This is a genomic window from Halopenitus sp. H-Gu1, assembly GCF_041821145.1.
GTDB lineage: Archaea > Halobacteriota > Halobacteria > Halobacteriales > Haloferacaceae > Halopenitus.
Genome location: NZ_JBGUBC010000014.1, coordinates 25,598 through 49,275, shown reverse-complemented (window position 1 = coordinate 49,275; position 23,678 = coordinate 25,598). Strand labels below are relative to the sequence as shown.

General features: G+C 63.5%; 19 protein-coding genes. 14 read left to right on the top strand and 5 right to left on the bottom strand.

Annotation, left to right across the window (positions count from 1 at the left end; translation table 11 throughout):
- Positions 1-87 precede the first annotated feature (87 nt).
- The 3 genes from fen (at position 88) to ACERIT_RS11165 (ending at position 2,112) form a co-directional block, all read left to right on the top strand.
- A complete protein-coding gene (fen, locus tag ACERIT_RS11175; RefSeq protein WP_373674937.1) occupies positions 88-1,068 on the top strand; it encodes a flap endonuclease-1 in 981 nt (326 codons plus the stop codon).
- 113 nt (positions 1,069-1,181) lie between these two features.
- On the top strand, positions 1,182-1,418 hold the full coding sequence (locus ACERIT_RS11170; protein ID WP_373674936.1) for a hypothetical protein: 237 nt from the start codon (positions 1,182-1,184) through the stop codon (positions 1,416-1,418).
- 76 nt (positions 1,419-1,494) lie between these two features.
- Positions 1,495-2,112, top strand: a complete 618-nt coding sequence (locus tag ACERIT_RS11165) for a YIP1 family protein (protein ID WP_373674935.1) — start codon at positions 1,495-1,497, stop codon at positions 2,110-2,112.
- Between the two features lie 25 nt (positions 2,113-2,137).
- Here ACERIT_RS11165 and ACERIT_RS11160 read toward each other — a convergent pair whose 3' ends face one another.
- The gene (locus tag ACERIT_RS11160) at positions 2,138-2,827 is read right to left on the bottom strand and encodes an O-methyltransferase (RefSeq protein WP_373674934.1); all 690 of its coding nucleotides are present in this window, start codon (positions 2,825-2,827) and stop codon (positions 2,138-2,140) included.
- Between the two features lie 137 nt (positions 2,828-2,964).
- Here ACERIT_RS11160 and ACERIT_RS11155 point away from each other — a divergent pair, with 137 nt between their 5' ends.
- Together ACERIT_RS11155 and ACERIT_RS11150 are read left to right on the top strand one after the other, a co-directional pair.
- Entirely contained in the window at positions 2,965-5,043 is a 2,079-nt protein-coding gene (locus ACERIT_RS11155) for a DHH family phosphoesterase (protein WP_373674933.1), read from the top strand.
- Between the two features lie 88 nt (positions 5,044-5,131).
- Entirely contained in the window at positions 5,132-6,835 is a 1,704-nt protein-coding gene (locus tag ACERIT_RS11150; protein WP_373674932.1) for a tRNA uridine(34) 5-carboxymethylaminomethyl modification radical SAM/GNAT enzyme Elp3, read from the top strand.
- 146 nt (positions 6,836-6,981) lie between these two features.
- Here the strand turns inward: ACERIT_RS11150 and ACERIT_RS11145 are convergent, their stop codons facing one another.
- On the bottom strand, positions 6,982-8,508 hold the full coding sequence (locus ACERIT_RS11145; RefSeq protein ID WP_373674960.1) for a Coenzyme F420 hydrogenase/dehydrogenase, beta subunit C-terminal domain: 1,527 nt from the start codon (positions 8,506-8,508) through the stop codon (positions 6,982-6,984).
- Positions 8,509-8,524: 16 nt separating this feature from the next.
- Positions 8,525-10,246, bottom strand: coding sequence for a nitrite/sulfite reductase (locus ACERIT_RS11140; protein WP_373674931.1), 1,722 nt, complete (start codon positions 10,244-10,246; stop codon positions 8,525-8,527).
- A gap of 496 nt (positions 10,247-10,742) precedes the next feature.
- Here ACERIT_RS11140 and rqcH point away from each other — a divergent pair, with 496 nt between their 5' ends.
- The gene (rqcH, locus tag ACERIT_RS11135) at positions 10,743-12,887 is read left to right on the top strand and encodes a ribosome rescue protein RqcH (RefSeq protein WP_373674930.1); all 2,145 of its coding nucleotides are present in this window, start codon (positions 10,743-10,745) and stop codon (positions 12,885-12,887) included.
- Positions 12,888-12,934: 47 nt separating this feature from the next.
- Positions 12,935-14,137, top strand: a complete 1,203-nt coding sequence (locus ACERIT_RS11130) for a cystathionine gamma-synthase (RefSeq protein ID WP_373674929.1) — start codon at positions 12,935-12,937, stop codon at positions 14,135-14,137.
- A 25-nt stretch (positions 14,138-14,162) separates the two neighbouring features.
- Here ACERIT_RS11130 and ACERIT_RS11125 read toward each other — a convergent pair whose 3' ends face one another.
- Positions 14,163-14,492, bottom strand: a complete 330-nt coding sequence (locus ACERIT_RS11125; RefSeq protein ID WP_373674928.1) for a ferredoxin family protein — start codon at positions 14,490-14,492, stop codon at positions 14,163-14,165.
- Between the two features lie 141 nt (positions 14,493-14,633).
- Between ACERIT_RS11125 and ACERIT_RS11120 the strand changes: the two genes are divergently transcribed.
- From ACERIT_RS11120 to ACERIT_RS11110, 3 genes are all read left to right on the top strand, one after another.
- Positions 14,634-15,005 carry a HesB/IscA family protein gene (locus ACERIT_RS11120; RefSeq protein WP_373674927.1) on the top strand — a complete coding sequence of 124 codons (372 nt, stop codon included), beginning with the start codon at positions 14,634-14,636 and terminating at the stop codon, positions 15,003-15,005.
- A 91-nt stretch (positions 15,006-15,096) separates the two neighbouring features.
- A complete protein-coding gene (locus tag ACERIT_RS11115; protein ID WP_373674926.1) occupies positions 15,097-15,342 on the top strand; it encodes a DUF5816 domain-containing protein in 246 nt (81 codons plus the stop codon).
- A gap of 51 nt (positions 15,343-15,393) precedes the next feature.
- A complete protein-coding gene (locus tag ACERIT_RS11110) occupies positions 15,394-17,049 on the top strand; it encodes a TCP-1/cpn60 chaperonin family protein (RefSeq protein WP_373674925.1) in 1,656 nt (551 codons plus the stop codon).
- Positions 17,050-17,088: 39 nt separating this feature from the next.
- Here the strand turns inward: ACERIT_RS11110 and ACERIT_RS11105 are convergent, their stop codons facing one another.
- The gene (locus ACERIT_RS11105; protein WP_373674924.1) at positions 17,089-18,648 is read right to left on the bottom strand and encodes a TCP-1/cpn60 chaperonin family protein; all 1,560 of its coding nucleotides are present in this window, start codon (positions 18,646-18,648) and stop codon (positions 17,089-17,091) included.
- A gap of 143 nt (positions 18,649-18,791) precedes the next feature.
- On the opposite strand from ACERIT_RS11105, the gene ACERIT_RS11100 reads away from it, so the two are divergent.
- From ACERIT_RS11100 to ACERIT_RS11085, 4 genes are all read left to right on the top strand, one after another.
- A complete protein-coding gene (locus tag ACERIT_RS11100; protein WP_373674923.1) occupies positions 18,792-20,405 on the top strand; it encodes an ABC transporter substrate-binding protein in 1,614 nt (537 codons plus the stop codon).
- A gap of 171 nt (positions 20,406-20,576) precedes the next feature.
- Positions 20,577-21,524: a carbohydrate ABC transporter permease gene (locus ACERIT_RS11095; protein ID WP_373674922.1), complete on the top strand. Its 948-nt coding sequence runs from the start codon at positions 20,577-20,579 to the stop codon at positions 21,522-21,524.
- A gap of 11 nt (positions 21,525-21,535) precedes the next feature.
- Positions 21,536-22,378, top strand: coding sequence for a carbohydrate ABC transporter permease (locus ACERIT_RS11090; protein ID WP_373674921.1), 843 nt, complete (start codon positions 21,536-21,538; stop codon positions 22,376-22,378).
- 127 nt (positions 22,379-22,505) lie between these two features.
- Positions 22,506-23,654 carry an ABC transporter ATP-binding protein gene (locus ACERIT_RS11085; RefSeq protein WP_373674920.1) on the top strand — a complete coding sequence of 383 codons (1,149 nt, stop codon included), beginning with the start codon at positions 22,506-22,508 and terminating at the stop codon, positions 23,652-23,654.
- Positions 23,655-23,678: the final 24 nt, after the last annotated feature.

The window sequence follows — 23,678 nt, the reverse complement described above, 5'->3', positions numbered from 1 at the left end:
CGGACTGTCCCTCGTCGGCGGAGCGTGGGAACACGGGAACGTTCACGTCTCGGACGTTTAAGTCGTCTCGGCGATTTCGTTCAGGAAATGGGAAACGCCGACCTGCGTTCGCTGGCGTCGATCCGCGAGATCGAGTTCGCGGAGATCGAGGGGAGCGTCGTTGCCGTGGACGCGCACAACTGGCTGTACCGATATCTGACGACGACCGTCAAGTGGACGCGTGAAGAGGTGTATACGACGGCAGACGGGACCGAGGTCCCCAACCTCGTGGGGATCGTCCAGGGGCTCCCCAAGTTCTTCGAACACGACCTGATCCCGATCCTCGTCTTCGACGGCGAAGTGACCGAGTTCAAGCACGCGGAGATCGCCGACCGGCGTGAGAAACGGGAGGCGGCCGAAAAACGCCGGGAGGCAGCCGAAAAACGCGGTGATGCAGTCGAAGCCGCACGACTGGAGGCGCGCACACAGCGGCTGACCGACGTCATCCAGAAGACGACCCGTGGCCTCCTCGAACGCCTTGACGTCCCCGTGATCGAGGCGCCCGCGGAGGGAGAAGCACAGTGTGCATACATGAACGTGGTCGGCGACGTTGACTACGCGGGAAGCGAGGACTACGACACGCTGCTTTTCGGCGCGCCCGCCACGCTACGACAGTTGACGAGCAAGGGGAGCCCCGAGCTGATGGATCTGGAAGCGACGCTCGAGGAACTCGATCTCACGCGCGAACAGCTCGTCGACGTCGCGTTGCTCTGTGGGACCGATTTTAACGAGGGCATCTCGGGGATCGGTCCGAAGACGGCGGTCTCGGCGGTCTCCGAACACGGCGATCTCTGGGGCGTCCTCGATGCTCGCGGGGAGACGATGCCGAACGCGGAGGCTCTCAGAGATCTGTTTCTCGATCCACCCGTCCTCGAGGACTACGAGATCGACACCGACCTGGTCCCCGACATCGAGGCGGCCCGGCGATACGTCGTGGACGAGTGGGAAGTCGATCCCGCTGAGGTCGAACGCGGCTTCGAGCGGATCGAGGAGTCGATCGCCCAGACTGGACTCGACCGGTGGACCTGACGATTAAGTCGGATTTAAACGCGGAGAAGAGGCCTTGAAACGCGTGTATTCGGCTAAAATCGGATTGAGGAACGTGCCCACTCATTATCCCCCGGCCGTATTGATCGAATACCATGTTCGAAACGGACCCGACGTTACTGATGTCGTGGAGTCGTTCTCTCGTTGATACGGTCGCCCTCGCGGGACCGCCCTCGGACCTGCCCGCAGCCGCCCCCGACTTCGTGGGCGACATCCACGAGGCCATTCGGTCGTTTACCGGCGGTGATGGCGGACTCGGCGAGACGATACGCGATCTCACGCCTGGCGGAAGTGAAAGCGGAGCCGCCGACGGCACCCCGACCGACCGATAACGTCTCGTGGACGGCTGGTGGCTGACACGGCATTCGAACCGAAATCGTTCTCCGTGCGTCCCTTCGACGATCGGACGTGACGACGTGGATCGAAAACCCCGAAGGCGGGCGCGAACGAGGCCCCCGCGGACTCATTCGAGCGTGGTTCGAGGTGCTCGTGCGGCCCGGGCGATTCTTCCGAAACGGCGTAAGTCCTGGCGATCAGGCCCCGGGATTGACCTTCGCGATCGCCGTCGCGACGGTATTTACGGTCGGATGGACGGTCGTTGACCCGTCCGTGATCCCGGCGATATCGGACTCGATTATTGCCTCGGCAGCGGTCACGCTGTTCATCGTGGGCGTGCTTGCTGCACCCGTCGGGTTGCATCTGACGGCGGTCACTGCGGTCCTTTCGGTGATTCTCGCGAGCCTTCGGCGGACCGATTCGGGATCGATCGGCCTCGGTGATCGGGGTGGAGTGAGCGAGACCGTCCAAGTCATCGCCTACGCGTCCGCGCCGTTCGCGCTGGCCGGCCCACCGATCCCTGCGGTGCGGATCGCGTGTGCGGTCTACGCGACGGGGCTACTGGTCGTGGGATTTCGAGCAATTCACGATCTTTCGTGGGTGCGTGCGGCGATCGCCGCGCTCCCGCCGGCGCTGATCGGCTTCTGGGTCGGGTATCGCGCGCTCGCGTCCCTCCGGACTCTGCTGTAATCCCCTCTCGACGCGGAGCCAGCAATCAGGTCCGAACGGAGACGACGAGGCCGTCTCCGAGCGGCATGACCGCGGTCTCGAAGTCGGGATCCGATCGGACGTGCTCGAGATATGCGATCGCTCCTTCGAGTGAGGAGTGTGACTCGACGCCGATCGACCGATCGCCCGAATTGGATGCGTTAGCCTCGATGGCGTCCACCAGATCGCCGGGTTTGATCACCCCCGTATGGAGAACGTTGTCGGCGATCACGACGGCGTTCTCGGAGAGTTTTCCCCTGACGGCCTCGAACCCCTCGACGTATCGATGCGTCTCGTGATCGAGCAAAACGAGATCGAAGGGGCCGTCGTACCGGTCGACGATGTCGAGAGCGTCCCCCTGCTCGAAGACGGCGCGGTCGGCATGGCCGCCGCGTTCGAAGTAGTCTCGCGCCTGCGCGAGTTCGTGCGCGTCGATCTCGGTGAGGACGATCCGTCCGTCGGGATCCATCGCCGACGCCATCCAATAGGCCGAATAGCCGAACCCGGATCCGAACTCGATCGCCGAGGAGACGCCACGCATTCGAACGCACATTCGGAGAAACGCGCCGACTTCGTGACCGACCGTCGGAAACCCATCCCGGTCGGCTTGCGTCTCCATCTCCTCAAGGATCGCGTCGGGCTCGGGGGCGGTCATGGCGAGGATCCGATCGACCGACTCCGCGTGAAGAATGGACATGGAACGTGCGCTGTCGGTCCCGCACGGGCTTGATCGTTTCGCCGCTCCGAACGGCGTGGTGACTCGATCGATCTCCGCCTCCGACACCAGCGGGCTTTCGACAACCGTTTTAGGCGGGAGGGATTCTATGCGAACAAATGGGGTCCTGTATCATTTGCGGCGCCTCCGTGGACGGCCACATCTGTGAGTCACACCAAGAGGACGTCGTATTCGACTTCCGCGGGGACGACCCGCATCAACTCGTTTCGAACCGGTTTTATCGTGGTACCGTCGATGGGTACGCCGACTTCGGGGTCTTCGTCGATCTCGCGCCCGGCGTGACCGGACTGTTGCACCGTTCCGAACTCGACCGCCGCCTCGAGTCGCTCCCGTGGGAGCCCGGAGACACGGTCTACGTTCGCGTCAAGAACGTCCGGGACAACGGAAACGTCGATCTCGGCTGGTCGATCCGCCAGTCCGACCGTGAGTTCCGCGGTACCCTCATCCAGGAAGGCGAAACCTCCCGACTCCCGGAGGAGGAGCCGGAGCCGGAGGAGAAGGAAGCCGAAGAAGCAGAAGAAGCCGAAGAAGCAGAGGAAGTGGAAGAAGCGGAAGTAGTCGAAGAAGCAGAAGAAGCCGAAGAAGCGGAAGTAGTCGAAGAAGCAGAAGAAGCCGAAGAAGCAGAAGAAGCCGAAGAAGCCGAAGAAGCAGAAGAAGCAGAGACGGAGGCGATCGAGGGCGAGCGTGATCGTATCGAGATCGGAAGCCTCGAGGATCGGACCGGCGAGTCGGTTCGGATCGAAGGCGAGATCGTCGGCGTCCAACAGACCGGCGGTCCGACCGTTTTCGAGGTTCGTGACGAGACCGGCGTCGTCGACGTCGCCGCCTTCGTCGAGCCCGGCGTCCGCGCGTACCCGGCGGTCGAGTTGGGGGACGTCGTCCGAATCCACGGCGACGTCGAGCGCCGCCGAGAGGAGATCCAGATCGAGACGGAGGCGCTTGCCGTCCTCGACGGTGAGGCGGCCGAGACGGTCGAGCGGCGCCTCGCGAACGCACTCTCCGAGCGTGCGCGCCCGGACGAGATCGACGCGCTTGCTGAGGATTCGACCGTGGAGGCGCTTTCGATGCCGCTCCTCGATGCGGCGGAGGCGATCCGACGTGCCGTCTTCGAGTCGCGGCCGATCGTCGTTCGCCACCCCGCCACTGCGGACGGATACGTCGCGGGTGCTGCGATCGAGCGCGCGACGCTCCCGCTCATCCGCGAGGAACACTCGAAACGCGACGCGGTGTATCACTACTTCACCCGCCGACCGCTGGAAGGGTCCGTCTACGAAATGGACGACGCGACGAACGACGTCACTCGGATGCTCCAGGACCGCGACCGACACGACGAGAAGCTCCCGCTGTTTCTGCTGGTCGGAACGGGATCGACCGTCGAGTCGGCCGACGGGATCGGGTTGCTCGACGTCTATGACGCTGCTTCCGTCGTGATCGATGCCGCAGTCGCCGACCCCGAAACGCGTGAGTCGGTCGACACGCTCGTCTCACCGGAGCTCGCCGACGTCGATGGGACGCTCTCGACGGGCGCGCTCGTCTCGTCGCTGGCCGCCACGGTCAACACCGAGGTTCGGTCGGATCTCACTCACCTCCCAGCGGTTAGTTACTGGGAGGAGACGCCGGACGCCTACGTGGAGCTTGCACAGGAGGCAGGCTACGACGCCGAACGGGTCACGGAGCTGCGTGAGGCCATCGAACTCGAGGCGTACTACCAATCCTACGAGGAAAAACGCGAACTCATCACTGACCTCCTCTTCGAGGACGGCGGCGATCTCGCGGCGCACGTCTCCGAGCAGTTCCGCGAGAAGCTAGAGACGGAGCTTTCGACCGCGCAAGCGAACCTCAAAACGGAGAACGTCGACGGGACCGAGTTCGCGGTCCTCGATACGGACGCCTACAGCCACCAGTACGATTTCCCGCCGGAGACGCTGCTTTTGGATTCGCTGCACCGTCGCGTTCGCGGTGACCGATCGGTGACGCTCGGGATCGGAACCGACGAGCTGTACGTGCGCTCGACGATGGATCTTTCCCTCCGAGAGATCGCCGACGCGGCCGACGAGATCGCCCCGCAGGCCGACATCACCACCGCGAGCGTTCGCGATGGGAAACTCGAGTTCCTCTCGGGAGCTCGCGACGCCGTCGAGAACGCCGTGATCGCCGCGATCGCGGATCAGGCGTAACTCGGGCCGACCCCGAATTGACGTCGGCGCGACCCGGGCGTCCCCCGGAACGACACCCTTATCCTCGAAACGCGACGATCGACGGACGATGAGCACCGATGCACCCGGCGAGGAGGCGGACTCGGAGGCGTTCACCGCCGCCTGCCGGGAGCTCGTAGATCGGATCGTCGACGGCGAGATCGACCGAGAGAATCTCGAGTCCGCGAAACTCGACGTCTGCGGATCGGTCTCCTCGCCGAAGGTCCCGAAGAACACGGACATCCTCGAATACGCGCCCGAGGACCGACGCGAGGAGGTCATGGAGGTCGTTCGCCGCAAGCCGGTTCGGACCGCCTCCGGCGTCTCGCCGGTCGCGATCATGACCTCTCCGAAGCTGTGTCCTCACGGGAAATGTCTCTACTGTCCCGGCGGACCCGCCTCGGAGTTCTCCTCCGCGCAGTCCTACACCGGCCACGAGCCGGCCGCGGCACGGGGCAAACAGAACGACTATGACCCGTACGGACAGGTCACCCTCCGACTCGAACAGCTTCGCCAGATCGGCCACCCGGTCGACAAGGTCGAATTAATCCTGATGGGCGGCACGATGACGGCCCGCTCACACGACTATCAGGAGTGGTTCGTCAAACGCGCGCTGGAGGCGATGAACGACTACGATCTCGAGTCGAAACCGAATCCTGCTGAGGGCGAGTCGTTCGCACAGGATCCGGACGAGTACGAGTTCCGGTATCTCGAGGACGTGATCGCCGAAAACGAAACGAACGAGATCCGCAACATCGGGACCACCTTCGAGACGAAGCCGGACTGGTGTGATCCCGAACAGATAGACCGAATGCTCGAGTTGGGCGGCACGAAAGTCGAGGTCGGCGTCCAGACGACCTACGAGCGTATCAACCGCGAGATGCATCGAGGACACGGCAATCAGGCTTCGAAGGACGCCAATCGACGGTTACGCGATGCCGGCTTCAAGGTCGGGTTCCACATGATGCCCGGTCAGCCAGGCATGACCCACGAGATGTGTCTCGAGGACTTTCGACAGCTCTTCGGGAACCCGGACTGGCGGCCCGACTACCTGAAGATCTACCCGACGCTCGTCGTCCGCGGGACGCGCGTCTACGATCAGTGGTACGACGACGAGTACGATCCGCTCGAAAACGAGGAGGCCGCGGACCTGATCGCGGAGATCATGGGCGAGATTCCCGAATACACGCGTCTCCAGCGCGTACAGCGTGACATCCCTGCCGACTTCATCGACGCCGGCGTCTGGAAGTCGAATCTGCGCCAGTTGGCCGAGGAGCGCGCCGCCGATCGGGGCATCGAGATCCGGGATATCCGATCGCGGGAGGTCGGAATGAACGACGCCGACCCCGATCCCGACGCGATCGAGTTGCAGGTCACCGAGTACGAGGTCGCCGGCGGGACCGAACAGTTCATCGCCTACGAGGATCCGATTCGCGATCTGCTCGTCGGTTTCTGTCGGCTCCGATTCCCCTCCTACGCGGCGGGCCAGCCGGGAACGCCCGGGACGGACTCCGACGTCGTTCGCCGCGAGTTGGAGGACGCGGCGATCGTCCGTGAACTCCACGTCTACGGCAACGAGGCGACGATCGGGGACTCCGACGGCGACTGGCAACATCGGGGATACGGAACGCGACTTCTCGAACACGCCGAGGAGCGCGCCCGCGATGCCGGCTTCCGGAAGCTGGCGGTCATCTCCGGGATCGGCGCCCGACAGTATTACCGCCAGAAACTCGGCTACCACCAGGACGGACCGTACGTCTCGAAGCGACTGTGAACTTCCGGGAGCGTCTTTCGGTTTCAGTCCCGTCCACGCGGAGCACCGGACGGCTCTCCCGCCTGGCGGTGTCGTCGATCGACGTCGCCGTTTCCTCTCGCTCCGGAAGCCGACCGGAGGAAATCGATTCTCTCGTCGATGCACGCTCAGTGGTCGACCTCGTGGGGATTCGGTTCCGTATCGTAGTTGGCGGCGTGGTCGACGTAGTCGATGAACCGTGGCGCGTCGGGGTCGAAGGGACGTTGGAGCGATTCGAACGCGTTCTTTTTATCCCATCCCTGTAGCTTCCCGACTGCGCTTCGGTCCTCAAGGTCGTGATATTCGAGGTCGTCTTTGAGGAGGTCCCACGCTTGAAGCCCCTGTTCAGTGCGGACGATGACGCTCGAGAATTCCTCGCTCGAGCCGACCGACCCGACCGTGACGTCCGCACAGAATCCCGTGAAGTCGGCACACTCATCACAGCCTTTCAACGCAGCGTCGTGAAAACGTTCGACGTCCTCTTCGACGAGCAGTTCGCCGTCATCGTCATAGACCATTAGCTTCCCGTGGAGGACATCCATCTTTCCGATGTCGGCGGGATCGATGCCGCGTTTCTCCTCGAGTTGCTCGCCGAGAAGACGGTAATAGTTGAAGTTCTTCGTACACATCAGCGCGATGGTGTATTCTATCGACCGAACGCCCCGTTCCTGGCTGCCGTACTCCCATTCGAAGTCCTGCAACGCGCGGATGCCCTCGATCTCACAGGGAGTGCCGACGAGCGCGATCGACGCCTCCTCGATCGGCACGTCGAGTTTCCCTGACCACTGCTCGAGGTCGAGATTTCCGAGTGCCATCGTCTGATTGTACCACGACCCGGCGTTCGCGACGAGTTCCTCGTGGCTGGTCGCGAGGAAGGATTCGGCCTTCCAGGGCTCCTCGTCGCTTTCGGTGGCGACGAGCGCGCCGTCGATTTCGCCCGCCTCAAGGAGTTTCGACAGCAACGCAGTCACGACACCGCCGTCCTGTGCGGATTCGTGCCACTCCTCGGTTACCTTCGCGGAGAACTCCGTTATCGGGTCGCCGGCTCCCTTTACGTTGTCGTCGCCGCCAGTGATCTTCCATTGGCGCTCGTACCGGAGACCGCCGCGGGGACAAAAGTCCCAACAGAGCGAACAGCCGGTACACATCTTTACGAGTTCGGGTAGCCCCTCCTCGTCGATGCCGATGGAGTCCGACGGACAGGCGGCCACACACGTCCCACACTGGATACAGCGCCCATCGTCGATGACCGCCCCGTCCAGTTCCATGAACCACGTCTTGTCGTCGGGTTCCTCGATATCGTTCATCCGAGAACGGATGCCGTCTCCGGGGGTCTCGAGGTCGACACCGTCGGGAACACCGACGCGCTCGTCCGGCGCTCCGTCGTCGACGTTCTGGCTCACCCCTTTCGCAGGTGCGGTGAACTCGGTGTCGACGAGGTGACCCTCACCATCGACGTTGGCCGGGGTCGTGCCGCCGTCGGTAACCGTTCCCGCCCCGCCGCTGTCGGCGATCGTTCCCGTCTCGACCCCAACGCAACCACACTCATCGCCACACCCGTTCTCGGTGCTTCCGTTGACCCTGGGGATGCCGGGTAGCGGAGAGTCGGGAGCGTCGGATCGATCGTCGGCATCCGGTTGCTCCCCCGGTGGCATCTCGGTCGGTTCGCGGTCAGTCACCGCTCGTCACCTCCCCGTGGGGCACACCGCCGGCAACGTCGGCGTCGGCCCGCCGCATGACCTCGCGGAGCCGGTCGTTGTCGACACGGCGACACCACTCGTAGAACCGTTCATCGTCAGCTCGTTCGCTCGTGTAGGCGTCGAACAGCTTCTCGAGGGCGGGGATGACGGCGTCGGCCGGGACGGCGTGTTCGACCCAATCGATGAACTCGTTGTCCACTCCCAGCGAGCCACCGAGGCCGAAATCCATCCCTTCGACGATGTTGTCGCCCTCCTCGTTCGTCGTTCCCTCGGGATCATCGATCGCGACGGTTTCGCCGCGAAAGCCGATGTCGGCTATCTGCGGTTGGGCACAGGAGGCCGAACAGCCGGACATATGCATCCGGACGACTTCGAGGTCCTCGGGCGTGTCGATGCGACGGTCGAGTGCCTTTGCCCACCGACGGACGCGGTTTTTCGTCTCGATGATGCCGTAGTTGCAGAACTCCGAGCCGGTACACCCAACTGCGCCTCGCGAGAAGGGGCCGGGGTCGGGACGGTACTTCCGAGCGACGGGTTCATCCAGAACGTTGCCGACGTTTTCCGTCGGGACGTGAGTGACGAGGACGTTTTGGTCCGTCGCTAATCGCACCGAGGCATCGTCGGTGCCGTATTGCTCGGCGGCACGAGCGGCCGCCGCGAACTCCTCGCCGCCCATCCGTCCCGCGATGACGTTGAACCCGACGTATTTCAGCCCGTCGTGTTTCTGGTCGTGAACGCCGACGTGGTCACCAGTGTATCCCTCGGTGAGGTCGGTTCCGCGCCCCGGGAGGTCGATCGAACAGCGATCCCGGACTGCCTCCTCGAACGCTTCGGGACCCATCTGTTCGACGAGATACCGCATCCGACAGACGCCGCGGTTGGTGCGGTCGCCGAGTTCCTTGAACGTCTGGGCGACGGCGCGGGCGAACTCGACGGTATCCTCCGGGGGCACGAAGACGTCCAGTGGCGAGGCCATCCGGGGACCATCCGAGAGACCGCCGCCGACTCGGGCGTGAAAGCCGTAGTACTCCCTCCCGTCGACCGCCTTGTGTGCCGGAACGAGGCCGACGTCGTTGATCTGGGACTGGCCGCAATCGTGGCGACAGCCGGTGATCGTCATCTTGAATTTCCGGGGCAGATTCGCGTATTCGCGGTTCTCAGTGAAGAACTCGGAGACCGCCTCGATGACTGGCTGGGCGTCGAACGCCTCGTGGTCCGTCAGGCCGGCAGCGGGACAGCCGAGCACGTTTCGAGCCGAATCCCCACAGCCCTGGATGGTCGTCAGGCCGACCTCGTCGTATCGGGCCCAGATCTCGGGGACGTCCTCGATCTCGATCCAGTGGGTCTGGATGTCCTGCCGGGTGGTAATGTCGAGGAAGCCGTCGCCCCAGATGTCATTCTGTTCGGCACCCCCGAACTCCTCGGGAGCGGTCGCGAACTCCGCGGCGACCTCGCCGATCACCTCGGCCTGCTCGGGCGTCAGGTGGCCGCCGGGGACCTTCGTTCGCATCATGAAGTAGTCGTCGTGGTTTCCGTGGGCGTACATGCCGGCCCACTTGAGTCGTTCCCACTCGCCGTCTCCGGCCTCCGTCTCGATCTCCTCGAAGCTCAACCCCTCCTCGGCGTAGCGTTTTACGTCTTCGATAACCGCAAGCGGATGTTTCTCCTGTTTCCACCGTTCAACGGTATTCATCGGGGCACCTCGATCCCTCGTTCGCTCCGTCAGTACGGATGTCGGCGCTATTACTCATGATCAATACTGTCGAGTTTCTCTGAGGGGGTGTCTTTACCTGTGACGGTCAACTCTGCCTCCGTTCCGATGTGTCAACGTATCTTGCCGGAACGTATGACGTGGATTCGCCCGGGTCGATACGTCGGCGGCGGTGGTCGGTGATCGATTAGCTTTTCGTCTTCACAGCCATCTTCACGACGACGCTCGTCCCGCCGACCGTCACGTGGGGCATCGAGTGGCTCGATCGGGCTGGTGAACTCGTCTATCTGAATGACGCCGAATCGGAGCTGAAGCCCCCTCCAGAAGGATTCGGTCCGGAACGTTCACGTGTTCGTGATTCACTCGCCGAGAATTGGGAACCGAACCGATCGAAGGGATCAGGAGCCGGACAGATCGAGTCGATCCGGATCGGGGCCCGGAACGACACGCCTTTTCGGCCGCCGCGTGTTGGATACCCATGGAACCGAAACGGGAACTTTCGAGCATCGACCTTCGTGCGCTCGTCACCGAACTCGGGCGGTATACGGGTGCAAAGGTCGACAAGGCGTACCTCTATCCCGAGAGCCTACTGCGGCTCAAGCTTCGTGACTTCGATCGCGGACGAGTCGAACTACTGATCGAGGCCGACGAGTGCAAACGCGCCCACGTCGCCGACCCCGAGAACGTCCCGGACGCGCCTGGTCGCCCGCCGAACTTCGCGAAGATGCTCCGAAACCGGCTGTCTGGAGCCGACTTCGTCGGGGTTGAGCAGTACGAGTTCGACCGGATCCTCACTTTTGAGTTCGAGCGGGGCGACGAGGACACCCGGATCGTCGCCGAGCTGTTCGGACAGGGGAACATCGCGGTACTCGACGAGACCGGCGAGGTGGTTCAAGCGCTCTCGACGGTCCGGCTAAAATCGCGAACGGTCGCGCCGGGGGCACAGTACGAATACCCGGCATCGCGTCTCAACCCTCTCGAAGTCTCCTTCGATGCGTTCACCCGCCACATGAACGAGTCAGATACCGACGTCGTTCGCACCTTGGCGACGCAGTTGAACCTCGGCGGGCTCTACGCCGAGGAGGTCTGCTCTCGCGCGGGCGTCGAGAAGACCATGCCGATCGAGGAGGCCGGCGAGGACGAATACCGCGACCTCCACGACGCGATCGCCCGGATCGACGAGCGGCTTCGATCCGGACGGGTCGATCCGCGCGTTTACGAGGAGGACGGCCACGTCGTCGACGTGACGCCGTTCCCGCTTACGGAGCACGAGGACCTGTCGAGTGAGGGGTTCGACTCGTTTAACGCGGCCCTCGATGAGTACTTCCGGCGATTTGAGCGAGGCGACGAGGAGGGAGCCGGCGAGTCCGGATCGGGAACCGGCGCCGTCGAGCCCTCGAAGCCCGATTTCGGGACGGAGATCGCAAAACAGGAACGCATCATCGAACAGCAGGAGAACGCGATCGAGGAGTTCGAGGAGCAGGCCGAAGCCACCCGTGAACGTGCCGAACTCCTGTATGCCAACTACGATCTGGTCGATGAGGTGCTTTCAACGGTGCAGTCGGCTCGTGAGAACGGTCTCGGCTGGGAAGCGATCGCGGAGACGCTTGCGGAGGGCGCCGAGAGGGGAATTTCGGCGGCGGAGGCGGTCGAGGACCTCGACGGCAGCGAGGGAACCGTCACGATTCGGATCGACGATACCCCCATCGAACTCGATGCGACGACGAGCATCGAGGTGAACGCCGACCAACTCTACCAGGAAGCGAAACGCATCGAAGGGAAAAAGGAGGGCGCCAAGAAGGCGATCGAATCCACCCGCGAGGAACTCGAGGCGGTCCGCGAGCGCAAGGCCGACTGGGAGGCCGCCGACGGTGCGCCCGAGACCGGAGGCACCGAGGAGGGCGGCGAGGAGGGTGCCGACGAGGAGCGTGCGATCGACTGGCTCTCCCGGACGTCGATCCCCCTCCGAACGACCGACGAATGGTACGAGCGCTTTCGCTGGTTCCGTACCTCCAACGACTACCTCGTCATTGGTGGGCGAAACGCGGATCAAAACGAGGAGATCGTCAAAAAGTACATGGACCGTCACGACCGGTTCTTCCACACGCAGGCCCACGGCGGGCCGGTCACGCTGTTGAAGGCATCCGGTCCCTCCGAGCCATCCGAGGCGATCGAGTTCCCGGACTCGAGTCTCGAGGAGGCCGCACAGTTCGCGGTGTCGTACTCCTCGACCTGGAAGGAGGGTCGCGGTGCGGGCGACGCCTATATGGTCGACCCGGATCAGGTCTCGAAGACGCCTGAAAGCGGCGAATACATCGAAAAAGGCGGATTCGTGATCCGCGGCGATCGGACCTACTTCGAGGACGTTCCCTGTCAGGTCGCCGTCGGCGTTCAGTGTGAGCCGGTCACGCGCGTTATCGGCGGGCCTCCCTCCGCCATCCGCGATCGAGTGGCGACGAGCATCAAACTGGAGCCGGGAATGTACGCCCAAAACGACGCCGCGATGATGGTCTATCGTGAGCTCAAAGAACGGTTCACGGATCAGTCGTTCGTCCGCAAGGTCGCGAGCGCGGACCTCATTCAGGAGTTCCTCCCGCCGGGCGGATCCGATATCATCGAGTGAGGATCCGGAAGGACAAGAGTCACACTCCCGCCCGGCCATGGGTCCGTATGAGCGACGAGACCGATCGAGACGCCGAACGCGATGGGCACGAGGCCGACAGCCCGTTCCGGTTCGAGACCCGGGCGATCCATGCGGGTCAGGAGCCGGATCCGGAAACCGGCGCGTTGATGACGCCGATCCACGCCAACTCCACCTACGAACAGGACGTGCCGGGCGAGCATCGCGGCTATGAGTACTCCCGAACGGCAAATCCGACCCGGACCGATCTGGAGGCGAACCTCGCTGACCTCGAGTCGGGGACCCATGCCCGGTGTTTCGCCTCGGGAATGGCCGCGATCAACACGGTTCTCAACCTGCTCGAATCCGGCGATCACGTCGTGGCCGGCGACGACGTTTACGGCGGTACCCACCGCATCCTCACGCAGGTCTACGAGCAGTACGACGTCGAGACCAGCTTCGTGGATACGACCGACCACGAGGCCGTCGCCGACGCGATGCGTCCCGAGACCGAACTCGTGTGGGTCGAGACGCCGACGAACCCCCTCATGAACGTCAACGACATCGCGGCGCTGTCGGCCATCGCTCACGAGGGGGACGCCCTGTGTGTGGTCGACAACACCTTTGCGACGCCGTATCTCCAGCGCCCGCTTGAACTCGGTGCCGACATCGTCTGTCAGTCGTTGACGAAGTATCTCGGCGGCCATTCCGATACGATCGGCGGCGCGCTCATCACCGACGGGAAGGGACTCGACGAGAAGCTCGGGTTCTACCAGAACTCGGTCGGCGCGACGCCCGGCCCCTTCGATAGCTTTCTCGTCCTTCGGGGGACGAAGACTCTGCCGGTTCGGATGGATCGCCATTGTGAGAACGCTCGCGAGTTGGCACGCTGGCTCGACGAGCACGAGGCGGTCGATCGGGTCTACTACCCCGGTCTGGAGAGCCATCCCCAACACGACCTCGCAAGCGAGCAGATGGACGACTTTGGCGGTATGCTCTCGTTCGAACTCGACGGTACCCTCGAGCAGGGATCGACGGTCGTCTCCGAGACGGAGGTGTTCACGCTCGCGGAATCACTTGGCGGCGTCGAGAGCCTGATCGAACAGCCGGCGGCGATGACCCACGCAGCGATCCCCCGCGAGGAACGGATCGCCGCCGGCCTCTCCGACGGCCTCATCCGAGTCTCGGTGGGTATCGAACACGTCGAGGACATGAAAGCCGACCTCCAGCAGGCGTTCGACGCTGCACGCTAGCTCCTCACCCATCGTCGAGATGGGGCTAGGTGCGGTTCTCGCGCCCCGGGTCGACGTCGATCGCATCGACCGGACAGACGTCCACACAGAGCATGCAGTCGATACACTGGTCCTCGTCGGTCGGGTTCGCCTTTCGCTCGCTTTCGGGATGGCCGGGCGTGTCCACCCACTCGAAGACGTCAACCGGACAGTCCTCCAGACAGGCACCGTCGGCCAGACAGATGTCGAAATCGACCGCGACGTGGGTGCCGCGAACGCCGAGTTCCTCGGGGGGGTCGGTCGGTCCCCACACCGTGACGCCGTGTTCCTCGCCCACGTCCTCCTTGTTGGTCTCGAAGTTCGGATCGATGCCCATTTGCCTTGATCGAGTGCTCCTCGGCATATAAACTGCTGGGAGATGGTGCCGGTTCGAGCGTGGGGCGTGCCTCCGAACGACCGGGAACGTGTCCGGAGCGTCGGCGCCAGGGTTTTTATCATTGAACGCGAATACGTTCGCATGAGCACGAACACGGCGGACTCCGACAGCGACCCCGGTTCCACGATCGAGGTGACCCCGAGTGCCGCCGAGGAGGCACTCTCATTGATGCGATCGGAGGGGATGGACATCGACGTCGGCGGACTTCGGCTATTCGTCCAGCAGGGGGGGTGTGCCGGACTGTCCTACGGGATGCGCTTCGATACCGAACCCGAGGAGGACGACGTCGTCGTCGAACGACACGGACTGCGCGTGTTCGTCGATCCGGCAAGCGAGAGCTACGTCGGCGGCAGCACGATCGATTACGAGGACGGCCTGCAGGCGGCCGGTTTCCACGTCGAGAACCCGAACGTGGTCTCCGAGTGTGGGTGTGGTGAATCCTTCCGGACGTGAGGCCGATTCCCGGGTGGGAAGAACCGACCGGACATGAGGCCATCAACGGCAGACGCCATCGTTTATATACCGTTCCGGGCTAGTCTCGGACATGGAACGTGAGGTCGTAACGTCGCCGGACGGCGAGCGGGTCTACGTCGATCGGACTGAGCGCGAGGGGGGCAGCAAGGGACCGTTCTTCGTGGTCTACGTGAGCGAGCAGGGTCCGGAGCGGTGGGGCTATCGATGTGGTAACTGCGGTAGTCTCAACACCGCGATGGACACGATGGGGCGCATCCAGTGTACCGTGTGTGGAAACGTCCGAAAGCCGGACGAGTGGGACGCGGCTCACGCCTGATCCGATACGGGTCGATAAAGGTTTAAACGCGGTGCCACGTGAGGAACGTCCATGGCTGTCGAGCACACCGATGACGCACGCCTGTCGGAGGGCGACCGCAACGAGTGGACGCTTCAGGACGAGGACGCACGCCGCTACGTCCATCGAGCCGTTGACGCCACCGTCGGGCTCGTCGAATCGACGTTCGGGCCGCGCGGGATGGAGAAGCTCGTGGTCACCGAGGACCTCCAGAACCGGCCCGAGGAGATTCGACTCGACGATGCAGGTCGTCTCCTCGAGGCCATCGAACGGGGCGAGGGATTCACCCATCCGATCGCCGCGCTGTTCGTCGATTCGGTCGCCGATATGTACGGCGGACTTCATGACGGAACGACGACCGCCGTGCTGTTGGCCGGCGCGCTCTTAGACGAGGGATTCGAACTCGTCGAACGCGGCGTCGCGCCGAGCAGCGTCGTCGTCGGATACGCGATCGCGCGGTCACAGGCAGGCGAAGTCCTCGATGACCTCGCTCGACCGATCGAACCGGAGGATCATGCGGCAATCGCGAACGTCGCCGCGACGACCATGACGACGGAACTCGATCCGGCGGTGCGCGAGCGGCTCGCTGACCACGTTGCGACGGCGATCGGGGAACTCGCCGCGGTGCGTGATGACGGATGGATCAATACCGACGACGCGAAGGTGCTTGCAAGCCGGGGCGTCGATCCGGCCATTCACGACGGGCTCGTCCTCGCCCGTCCGGAGGACGCCGATCCGACCGGACGGGAACTCGAGGAACCGATCGAGGACGCGCGCGTCGCCATCCTCGATTCGGAGATCAACCTCGAGGAGACCGCGAGCGTGATCGACGACGTACAGTTGTCCTCGGCCGAGGGCACGAATCGGTACACGTCGGAACTCGCGGCCCATATCGAGTCGATCGCGGAGGGCCTTCGCGCTCGGGGCGTCGACGTGATGGTCTGTCAGGATGCACTCGACGAGTCGGTGGCTCGACCTCTCGAGCAGGCAGGCATCGTCGTCGTGGACAAGGCGAAATATCCGAAGGAGGACGTCCACCGTCTCGCCCGTGCGACCGGCGGGGCCGTCGTCTCGAACGTCGCCGATCTGAGCGACGACCGACTCGGGCGTGCCGGTCGCGTCACCCAACGCCACGTGGGCGAATCTGTCTGGACCGCCTTCGAGGACTGTCCGGGGCCCGTCCGTACCCTGACGACCGGCGGCGAGACCGCGGCCGAGACGACGCGACGGGAGCAGGCACTTGAGGACGCCATCGAGACCGCCGGAACCGCCGCGATCGACGGACAGGTCCTTCCCGGGGCTGGCGCTTCGGCCATGGCGGTCGCCACGGCGGTCCGCGAGAGCGCGCGGTCAGTCGAGGGACACGAACGGCTCGCGCTCGTGGCCTTCGCCGACGCGCTCGAACGCCTGCCGCGAACGCTGGCGAGAAACGCCGGTCACGACCCCATTACTGCGGTGACGTCGCTTCGGAACGCCCACACGGGCGAGGGCCGCTCCGAAGCGGGCGTCGATCCCGCCACTGGAATGCCGATGGACGCCGTCGTGGCGGGCGTGCTTGAGCCACGGCGGGTGTTCTCACAGGCGATCGAGACGGCCGCTGCGGCCGTCGAACGACTCCTGACCGTCGATGCGGTGTTGTATCCGAACGTTCGACTGCAGGGGTACACGCCGCGTCCGGAAAACAAGTAATCGCCGACGATCGAGGCGTCGCTTCGGTCGGGTCGCGCGTCAGTTCTCCGGTGTCGGCATGTCGATATCCTCGGGCGGGTCGATCTCCTCCTCGGAGAGATCGATCGCGGGAAGCTGCTCGTCGATGCGGATCAGCTGGACGGCCGCGTCGGTGGCCGCGGAGAACACTGCCTTTTTGAGTGCGGTCGGCTCGACGATCGGATCCTCGACGAGCACGTTCGTGACCTCGCCGGCGAGCGCGTCGACCCCGACCGCGTCACGTCCCTCCGTCCGAGCGACGCGCATTCGGATCACGGCTCGTCCAGCATCGACTCCGGCGGTCGCCGCGAGCGCTCGGGGAACGGAGATGAGTGCGCGGCCGAACGCTTCGGCCGCGAGTTGGTGTCGGTCGTCGATCGATCGAGCGGCCTCCTCGACCGACCGGGCCGCGGTGGCCTCGACGGCGCCGCCCCCGGGAACGACGCGTTCGTCCTCGACTGCCGTCGCGGTGGCGGCGATCGCCGCCTCGAGGGAGTCCTCGAACGCGGTGACGCTTCGGGGATCGGGTGCGCGACAAAACAGGGTGTAGACCGCCTCTCCGGCCGTCGAGGAGACGACGGTCACGTCGCGGCCCGCCTTCCGCTGAACCTCGACGGTTCCGGAGCCGAGTGCCTCCTCCTCGATCTGTTTGAGCGAGGGGACGCTCGTCGCGCCGGTCGCGCGTGCGATCCGTGCGAGATCGTCCTCGTCGACCCGCTGGATCCCGAGAACGCCGTGTGCCGCGAGCGCGGACTGTACGCGTTCGTTGATCGAATCTTCGGTGAAGATGACCCGACAGCCGGCATCGATTGCGGCCTCCAACTGTTCAGTGAACGCCTCCGTTTCCCGGTCCGCGATCCGACGGCGGTCCTCGTAGGAGTCCGTCTCGAGGACGACCCGCTTGCTGACCCGGCCGGCCACGCTGCCGATGTGAGGAACATCGACCGAGTCGGACAACACCGCGATCCCGTCCGTTGCCGACCGTGGCATCGTATCGAGAATGGGTCCACGTTCGGAAACGACGCCGCGGACGAGCTCAGTCTCGGCGGATGCTCCACCGGTTTGTGAGAAGACGGTGAGGTCGGTGTGCGCTCGCGGTCCGATCGTCTCGACGGCCTCCGCGATCCGGTCAGCCACCAACCGTCGAACCTGGGGGTCTCGCGTTCCGGTCATCGCGGTCCGTGCGACCGCCGCCGGTCCGACCGAGGAGAGCGGACGCGACGTTCGATCGAGCGTCTGGAGGGCCGTTTCCAGCCCCTCGCGATATCCTCGTTCGATCGTCGTCGGATGAAGCCCGAGGTCTGTGAGCGTCTGGGCCTCGTTCAAGAGTGCGCCAACGAGCGTGAGGACGGTTCCGCTCCCGTCGCCGTGGCGATCACCGAATCCCTCGGCGGTCGTCTCCAGGAGCGTTACTGCGGGATCGTCGACGTCGAGGCGCTCGAGTAGTTCGCGCGAGGAAGCGGTCGCGGTGACGTTTCCCTCTTTTTGGATCAATAGCCGAGTGGCCCCGAACGGACCAAGCGATCCCTGAACGACGTCACACACCGTTTGAACGCCGGCGACGAGGTCATCGGTAGTCACACACAATCGTGGCTCTCGCCCGAATAAATATGTGTTGTGTGGGACGTGGTGATGTGTTGTGTAGGACGTGGTGATCTCTCTCCGGATAATCCATGAACAAATATGGATAATTATTTACCACCCACGGTGTAAGACCTTCTCGTATGTCACAACGTGACAGTAGAGACGGAACGACGACGGATGAAATGCATGCAGAGGATGAGGGGTCCTCACGCCGGGACTTCGTGAAGTTCACCGCCGGCGTCGCAAGCGCCGGCGCGATGGGGGCGCTTGCAGGATGTACTGGAAACGGTAACGGCGACGGAAACGGAAACGGAAACGGTAACGGAAACGGAAACGGTAACGGAAACGGAAACGGTAACGGCGACGGCAACGGCAACGGTGGCGGCACCGACACCGTCACGTTCACCTTCCTCTCCGCTAACGGCGCCGAGAACGCCGACATCCAGGAACACTTCCAGAGCTCGATGGAGGATTTCGCCTCGAAGAACGAGGGCTACGAAGTCGACCTCCAGACGGCCTCCTACGGTGACATCGCGAACACGCTCACCTCGTCGGTCTCCGCCGGTAACGTGCCGGCCTTCGCGGAGGCCGGTGGGCTCGGGATTCAGTACCTCAAGGAAGGACGACTCGTCGATCACGCCTCCTTCATGGAGGAGAGCGATTCGTTCCCCGACGACCTCACGGCTGCCAGCAAGCAGGTCGCGAACTTCCGCGACTACTTCTGGTCCGTGGGCGCGATCCGTCACACCAACAGCAACCTCGGCATTCGTCCGAAGACGTTCTCGCAGGCCGGCGTCGACGATCCCTTCGCGGACCTCGAGACGTGGAGCCAGTTCTACGAGACGCTCCAGCAGATCAACGAGGAACAGGATATCATCCCCTACGAGGAGACTGGAGTTCCGGGCGACCTCGAGTCCTACTGGGGCTACGCGCGGACCGCCTACGAGGGCGGCACCGACCCGTGGATCCGCGGTCCGGGGGACGATCCCGATGTGGTCATCAACAACGAGGACATGGAGGAGGACCGTCAGAAGACCGACGGGATGATCAAGGCCTGCGTCAACCTCGCCGACGAATTCAGTAGCGACGAGTCCGCACAGCGCGGCGACGAGGCGATCCCGGCGCTGATGATCAGCGGCCAGGTCGCCTCGTTCACCTACGCGACGCCGACGGCGAACCGGTGGTACTCCGTCGACGAGAGCGCCCAGATCGGCTGGCACGACGGGGATGGCGACTTCATGCTGCTGCCGAACCCGAAACTCGACGAGGACTTCGGCGACGCGATCGGCATCGACGACCTCAGCGGTCACTCGGGCGAACACGGCGGTCACGTCTGGGGGCTCGAGCAGGCACACTGCATGTTCAGCGATGTGCCAAGCGAACAACAGGACGGCGCCTGGGCGCTCGCACAGTACGTCATGGAGGATGAGGACTTCGTGCTCCCCGCGTGGGGTGAAAACTACGAGTCCATCCCTGGCATGGCCACCATGCAGGAACCCATACTCGAGAACTACGACCTGGCACAAAACTTCGAGCAGGCGATCACCAACATGAACGAGTACGGCGCTCAGTACTCCAACACTGGTGGCCCGTGGGACGTCTGGCCCAGCGACCCGATTCGCTGGACCGACATCAACGAGACGATCAGCGAAGCGATCGCCGGGCAACACACCGCGGAGGAAACGCCCGGACTCGTTCGCGAACGGGTCCTCGCCCGCCTCGAGGAAGAGAACGAAGGCGAGGTTCCCTCCTAGAGGTCCCGTTTCCCGTCCGCCCGTTCGATGGGCGGTACAGAAGTAGCGTCTATTGACGAGGGTCGAGAATTCGACCGACCCTGCCTCACTAGCACCGCGTGGCGAAATCGCGTCTCGTGGTAGCTATGTACAAACATTTATTTTACCGGAATTATTCCACCACGTTGTACTATGGCACAACAGGAAGCCCGCTCCGATGAGGCGATCCGTGAGGAGTACGGGCTCAACGAACGGACACTCACGGATCGTCTCAAAGAAAACTGGGCAGGATATTTCTTCATCCTGCCGACGTTCATCGCATTCACTGGCCTGTTTTACTATCCGATCGTTCGTGGCATCACGATGACGTTCACGGACACCCGGATCGGGGAGCCGGGGCAGTTCATCGGATTGGCGAACTACCAGTGGCTCGTGACGAACGACCTGTTCGTCTTCGCGTTCGGCTGGACGATCGTCTTCGTCGCCGGAACTACGTTCCTCCAGCTCGGGATGGGACTGGTCGCCGCACTCCTGTTGAACGAGCTTCGGGATGCGGCGAAAGACTGGGTCGGCGCATTGATCATGTCGCCGTACTTCTCCGCACCGCTTGCGGGCGGTATCATCTGGATGTGGTTCCTCGACACCAACTTCGGGTTCATCCACAAACTGCTCGGCGTCGTCGGGGTCGATGGGCCGTCGTTCCTTGCGACGGGGCTTTGGCCGTTCGTCTCGCTGATCGTCGCCCAGACGTGGCACGACTACGCCTACTCCGCGATCATCTACGCGGCCGCACTCTCCAGCATTCCCACGGAACAGTACGAGGCGGCCGCACAGGCCGGTGCGGGACGGCTCAGGCGATTCCGCGACGTGGTGGTTCCTCGGTTGACGATCCCTACGATCGTCATCCTGGCACTTCGGACCGCCTGGAACATCGCGGAGTTCGACCAGCCCTTCGCGCTGACCGGCGGCGGTCCCGGGACGCGAACGATGCTTCTCAGTATCCTCACTTATCGAGTCGCCTTCGTCAACAACAACTTCGCGCGGGCGTACACGGTCGGGCTTGCGATGGTGCTGTTGTCGATGTCGGCCGCGGTGGTGTACGTGAAGGCGATCGATCAGGAGGAGGACCTCTACGTCTGAGGTGACTACTAATGTTAAACGACAACAAACGTTCACGCGCGCTCTTGTACGCTGGGCTGATCGCCTTCATGATTTGGGCGATCGTCCCCTACTACTGGGTGATCCGGACCTCGATTCTGACCAACATCGCCGCGATCAGCCCCGATACGGGGTTCATCCCGGCGTTCGAACTGCTCACCATCGAATCGTATATGCAGATCTGGGACCGGTTCGCCTTTGCAACCTACTTCGGGAACAGCATCATCGTCTCCATCGCGGCGACGGTCATCTCGCTGTTCTTCGCGATTCCGGGAGCATACGCCTTCGCGCGTCTCGACTTCCCGGGTCGACAGGCGCTGTTTTACACCGCCGTGTTCACGATCATGTTCCCCTGGATCGTCTTGACGATCCCGGTCTACGAGGTGTTCTACTTCGTCGGGATCGTGAACACCCTCCCGGGGATCATCATCGCACTGTCGATCTTCGTGTTGCCACAGAACATCTGGCTGCTCCAGGGGTTCTTTAGACAGGGGATCCCGGAGAACATCGAGGAGGCGGCGTTGATAGACGGGCACAACGAGTTCACGGCATTCCTGCGGATCGTCCTGCCGTTGAGCCTGCCCGCGGTCGCGGCCGCCGCGCTGTTCGCGTTCCTCACCGCCTGGAACAACTTCCTGTGGGTGTTCGTGTTGACGAGCGACGAGAACGTCCGAACCGCGACGGTCGCCATCTACTACATCATCGGAAGCGACGTGCTCCGTGAGTGGAACGTGCTGATGGCGTCGCTCGTCCTGCTCGTCGCCCCGCCGGTGATATTCTACGGCCTGTCGCGCCGGTACATCGGCGCCGGGCTAGGAGGGTCACCGGGCGGATAATGGCGATCAGTATGCTATCAGCCTGGTCGAACCGATTCCGGATCAATGATACACGTACGATGAAACACGACGAACGACCGAACGCACGACGAACGACCGAACACACGACCGAACATCAGGCATAACCATGGCACGACTGGAACTCGACAACGTAACGAAGGTGTACGATACGCAGGCCGAAACGATCGTCGCGGTCGAGGAACTCGACCTCGACATTAAGGACGGCGAGTTCATCGTCGTCGTCGGTCCCTCCGGCTGTGGCAAATCGACGACGCTACGGATGATCTCCGGACTCGAGTCGATCACGGACGGAGAGATCCGGATCGGGAACGAGCGGATAAACGAGAAGGCCCCGAAGGACCGAGACATCGCGATGGTGTTTCAGTCCTACGCGCTGTATCCCCACAAGACGGTCCGGGGCAACATGGCCTACGGCCTCCAGTTGAGTACGGACCTCGACCAAGAGGAGATCGACCGCCGCGTCGAGAACGCGGCCGAGATGATGGGGATCGAGGATCTCCTGGAGAAGAAGCCCGGCTCGCTATCCGGGGGTCAGCAACAGCGGGTCGCCACGGGGCGCGCGATCGTCCGTGAGCCCTCCGTGTTCCTGTTCGACGAGCCGCTTTCGAACCTCGATGCGAAGCTGCGAAAGCACATGCGGACCGAACTGTCCCGGATCCACTCGGAGGTCGGCATCACGACGGTGTACGTGACCCACGACCAGGAGGAGGCGATGACGATGGCGGACCGGATCGTTATCCTGGAGTCGGGGACCCTCCAGCAGGTCGGAACGCCGAAGGAGGTGTATCACGAGCCGGCCAACCGGTTCGTCGCGAACTTCATCGGCAGTCCGAGCATGAACTTCCGGGACGTCACCCTCGAACGCAACGACGACGGCACGGGGACGCTCGTCGGCGACGGATTCAACTACGAGTTGAGCGAGCGGTTCCTCAAGGGAGTCGGGGACGCCCCGTCCGATCTCGTCTTGGGGATCCGGCCCGAAAGCGTCGCGGTCAACGCCGACGTCCCCGAAGAGAAGGGGATCGATGCCGAAGTCGACGTCGTCGAGGTAGTCGGATCGGACAACTTCATCTATCTCGATCTCGCCGACCAGGAGTTCCGAGCTCGAACGCCTACCGAGATCGAACCGGCGGAAGGGGAGATCGTCACGATGAGCTTCAATGAGGAGGACGTCCACCTGTTCGACGCCCGCTCTGGAGAGTCTGTCGTCCACGGCTACTCCGACGTGGATCTGACCGCGCCGGCCGGCCAGTAGCGTCCGAGACGACTCCGACGCAAC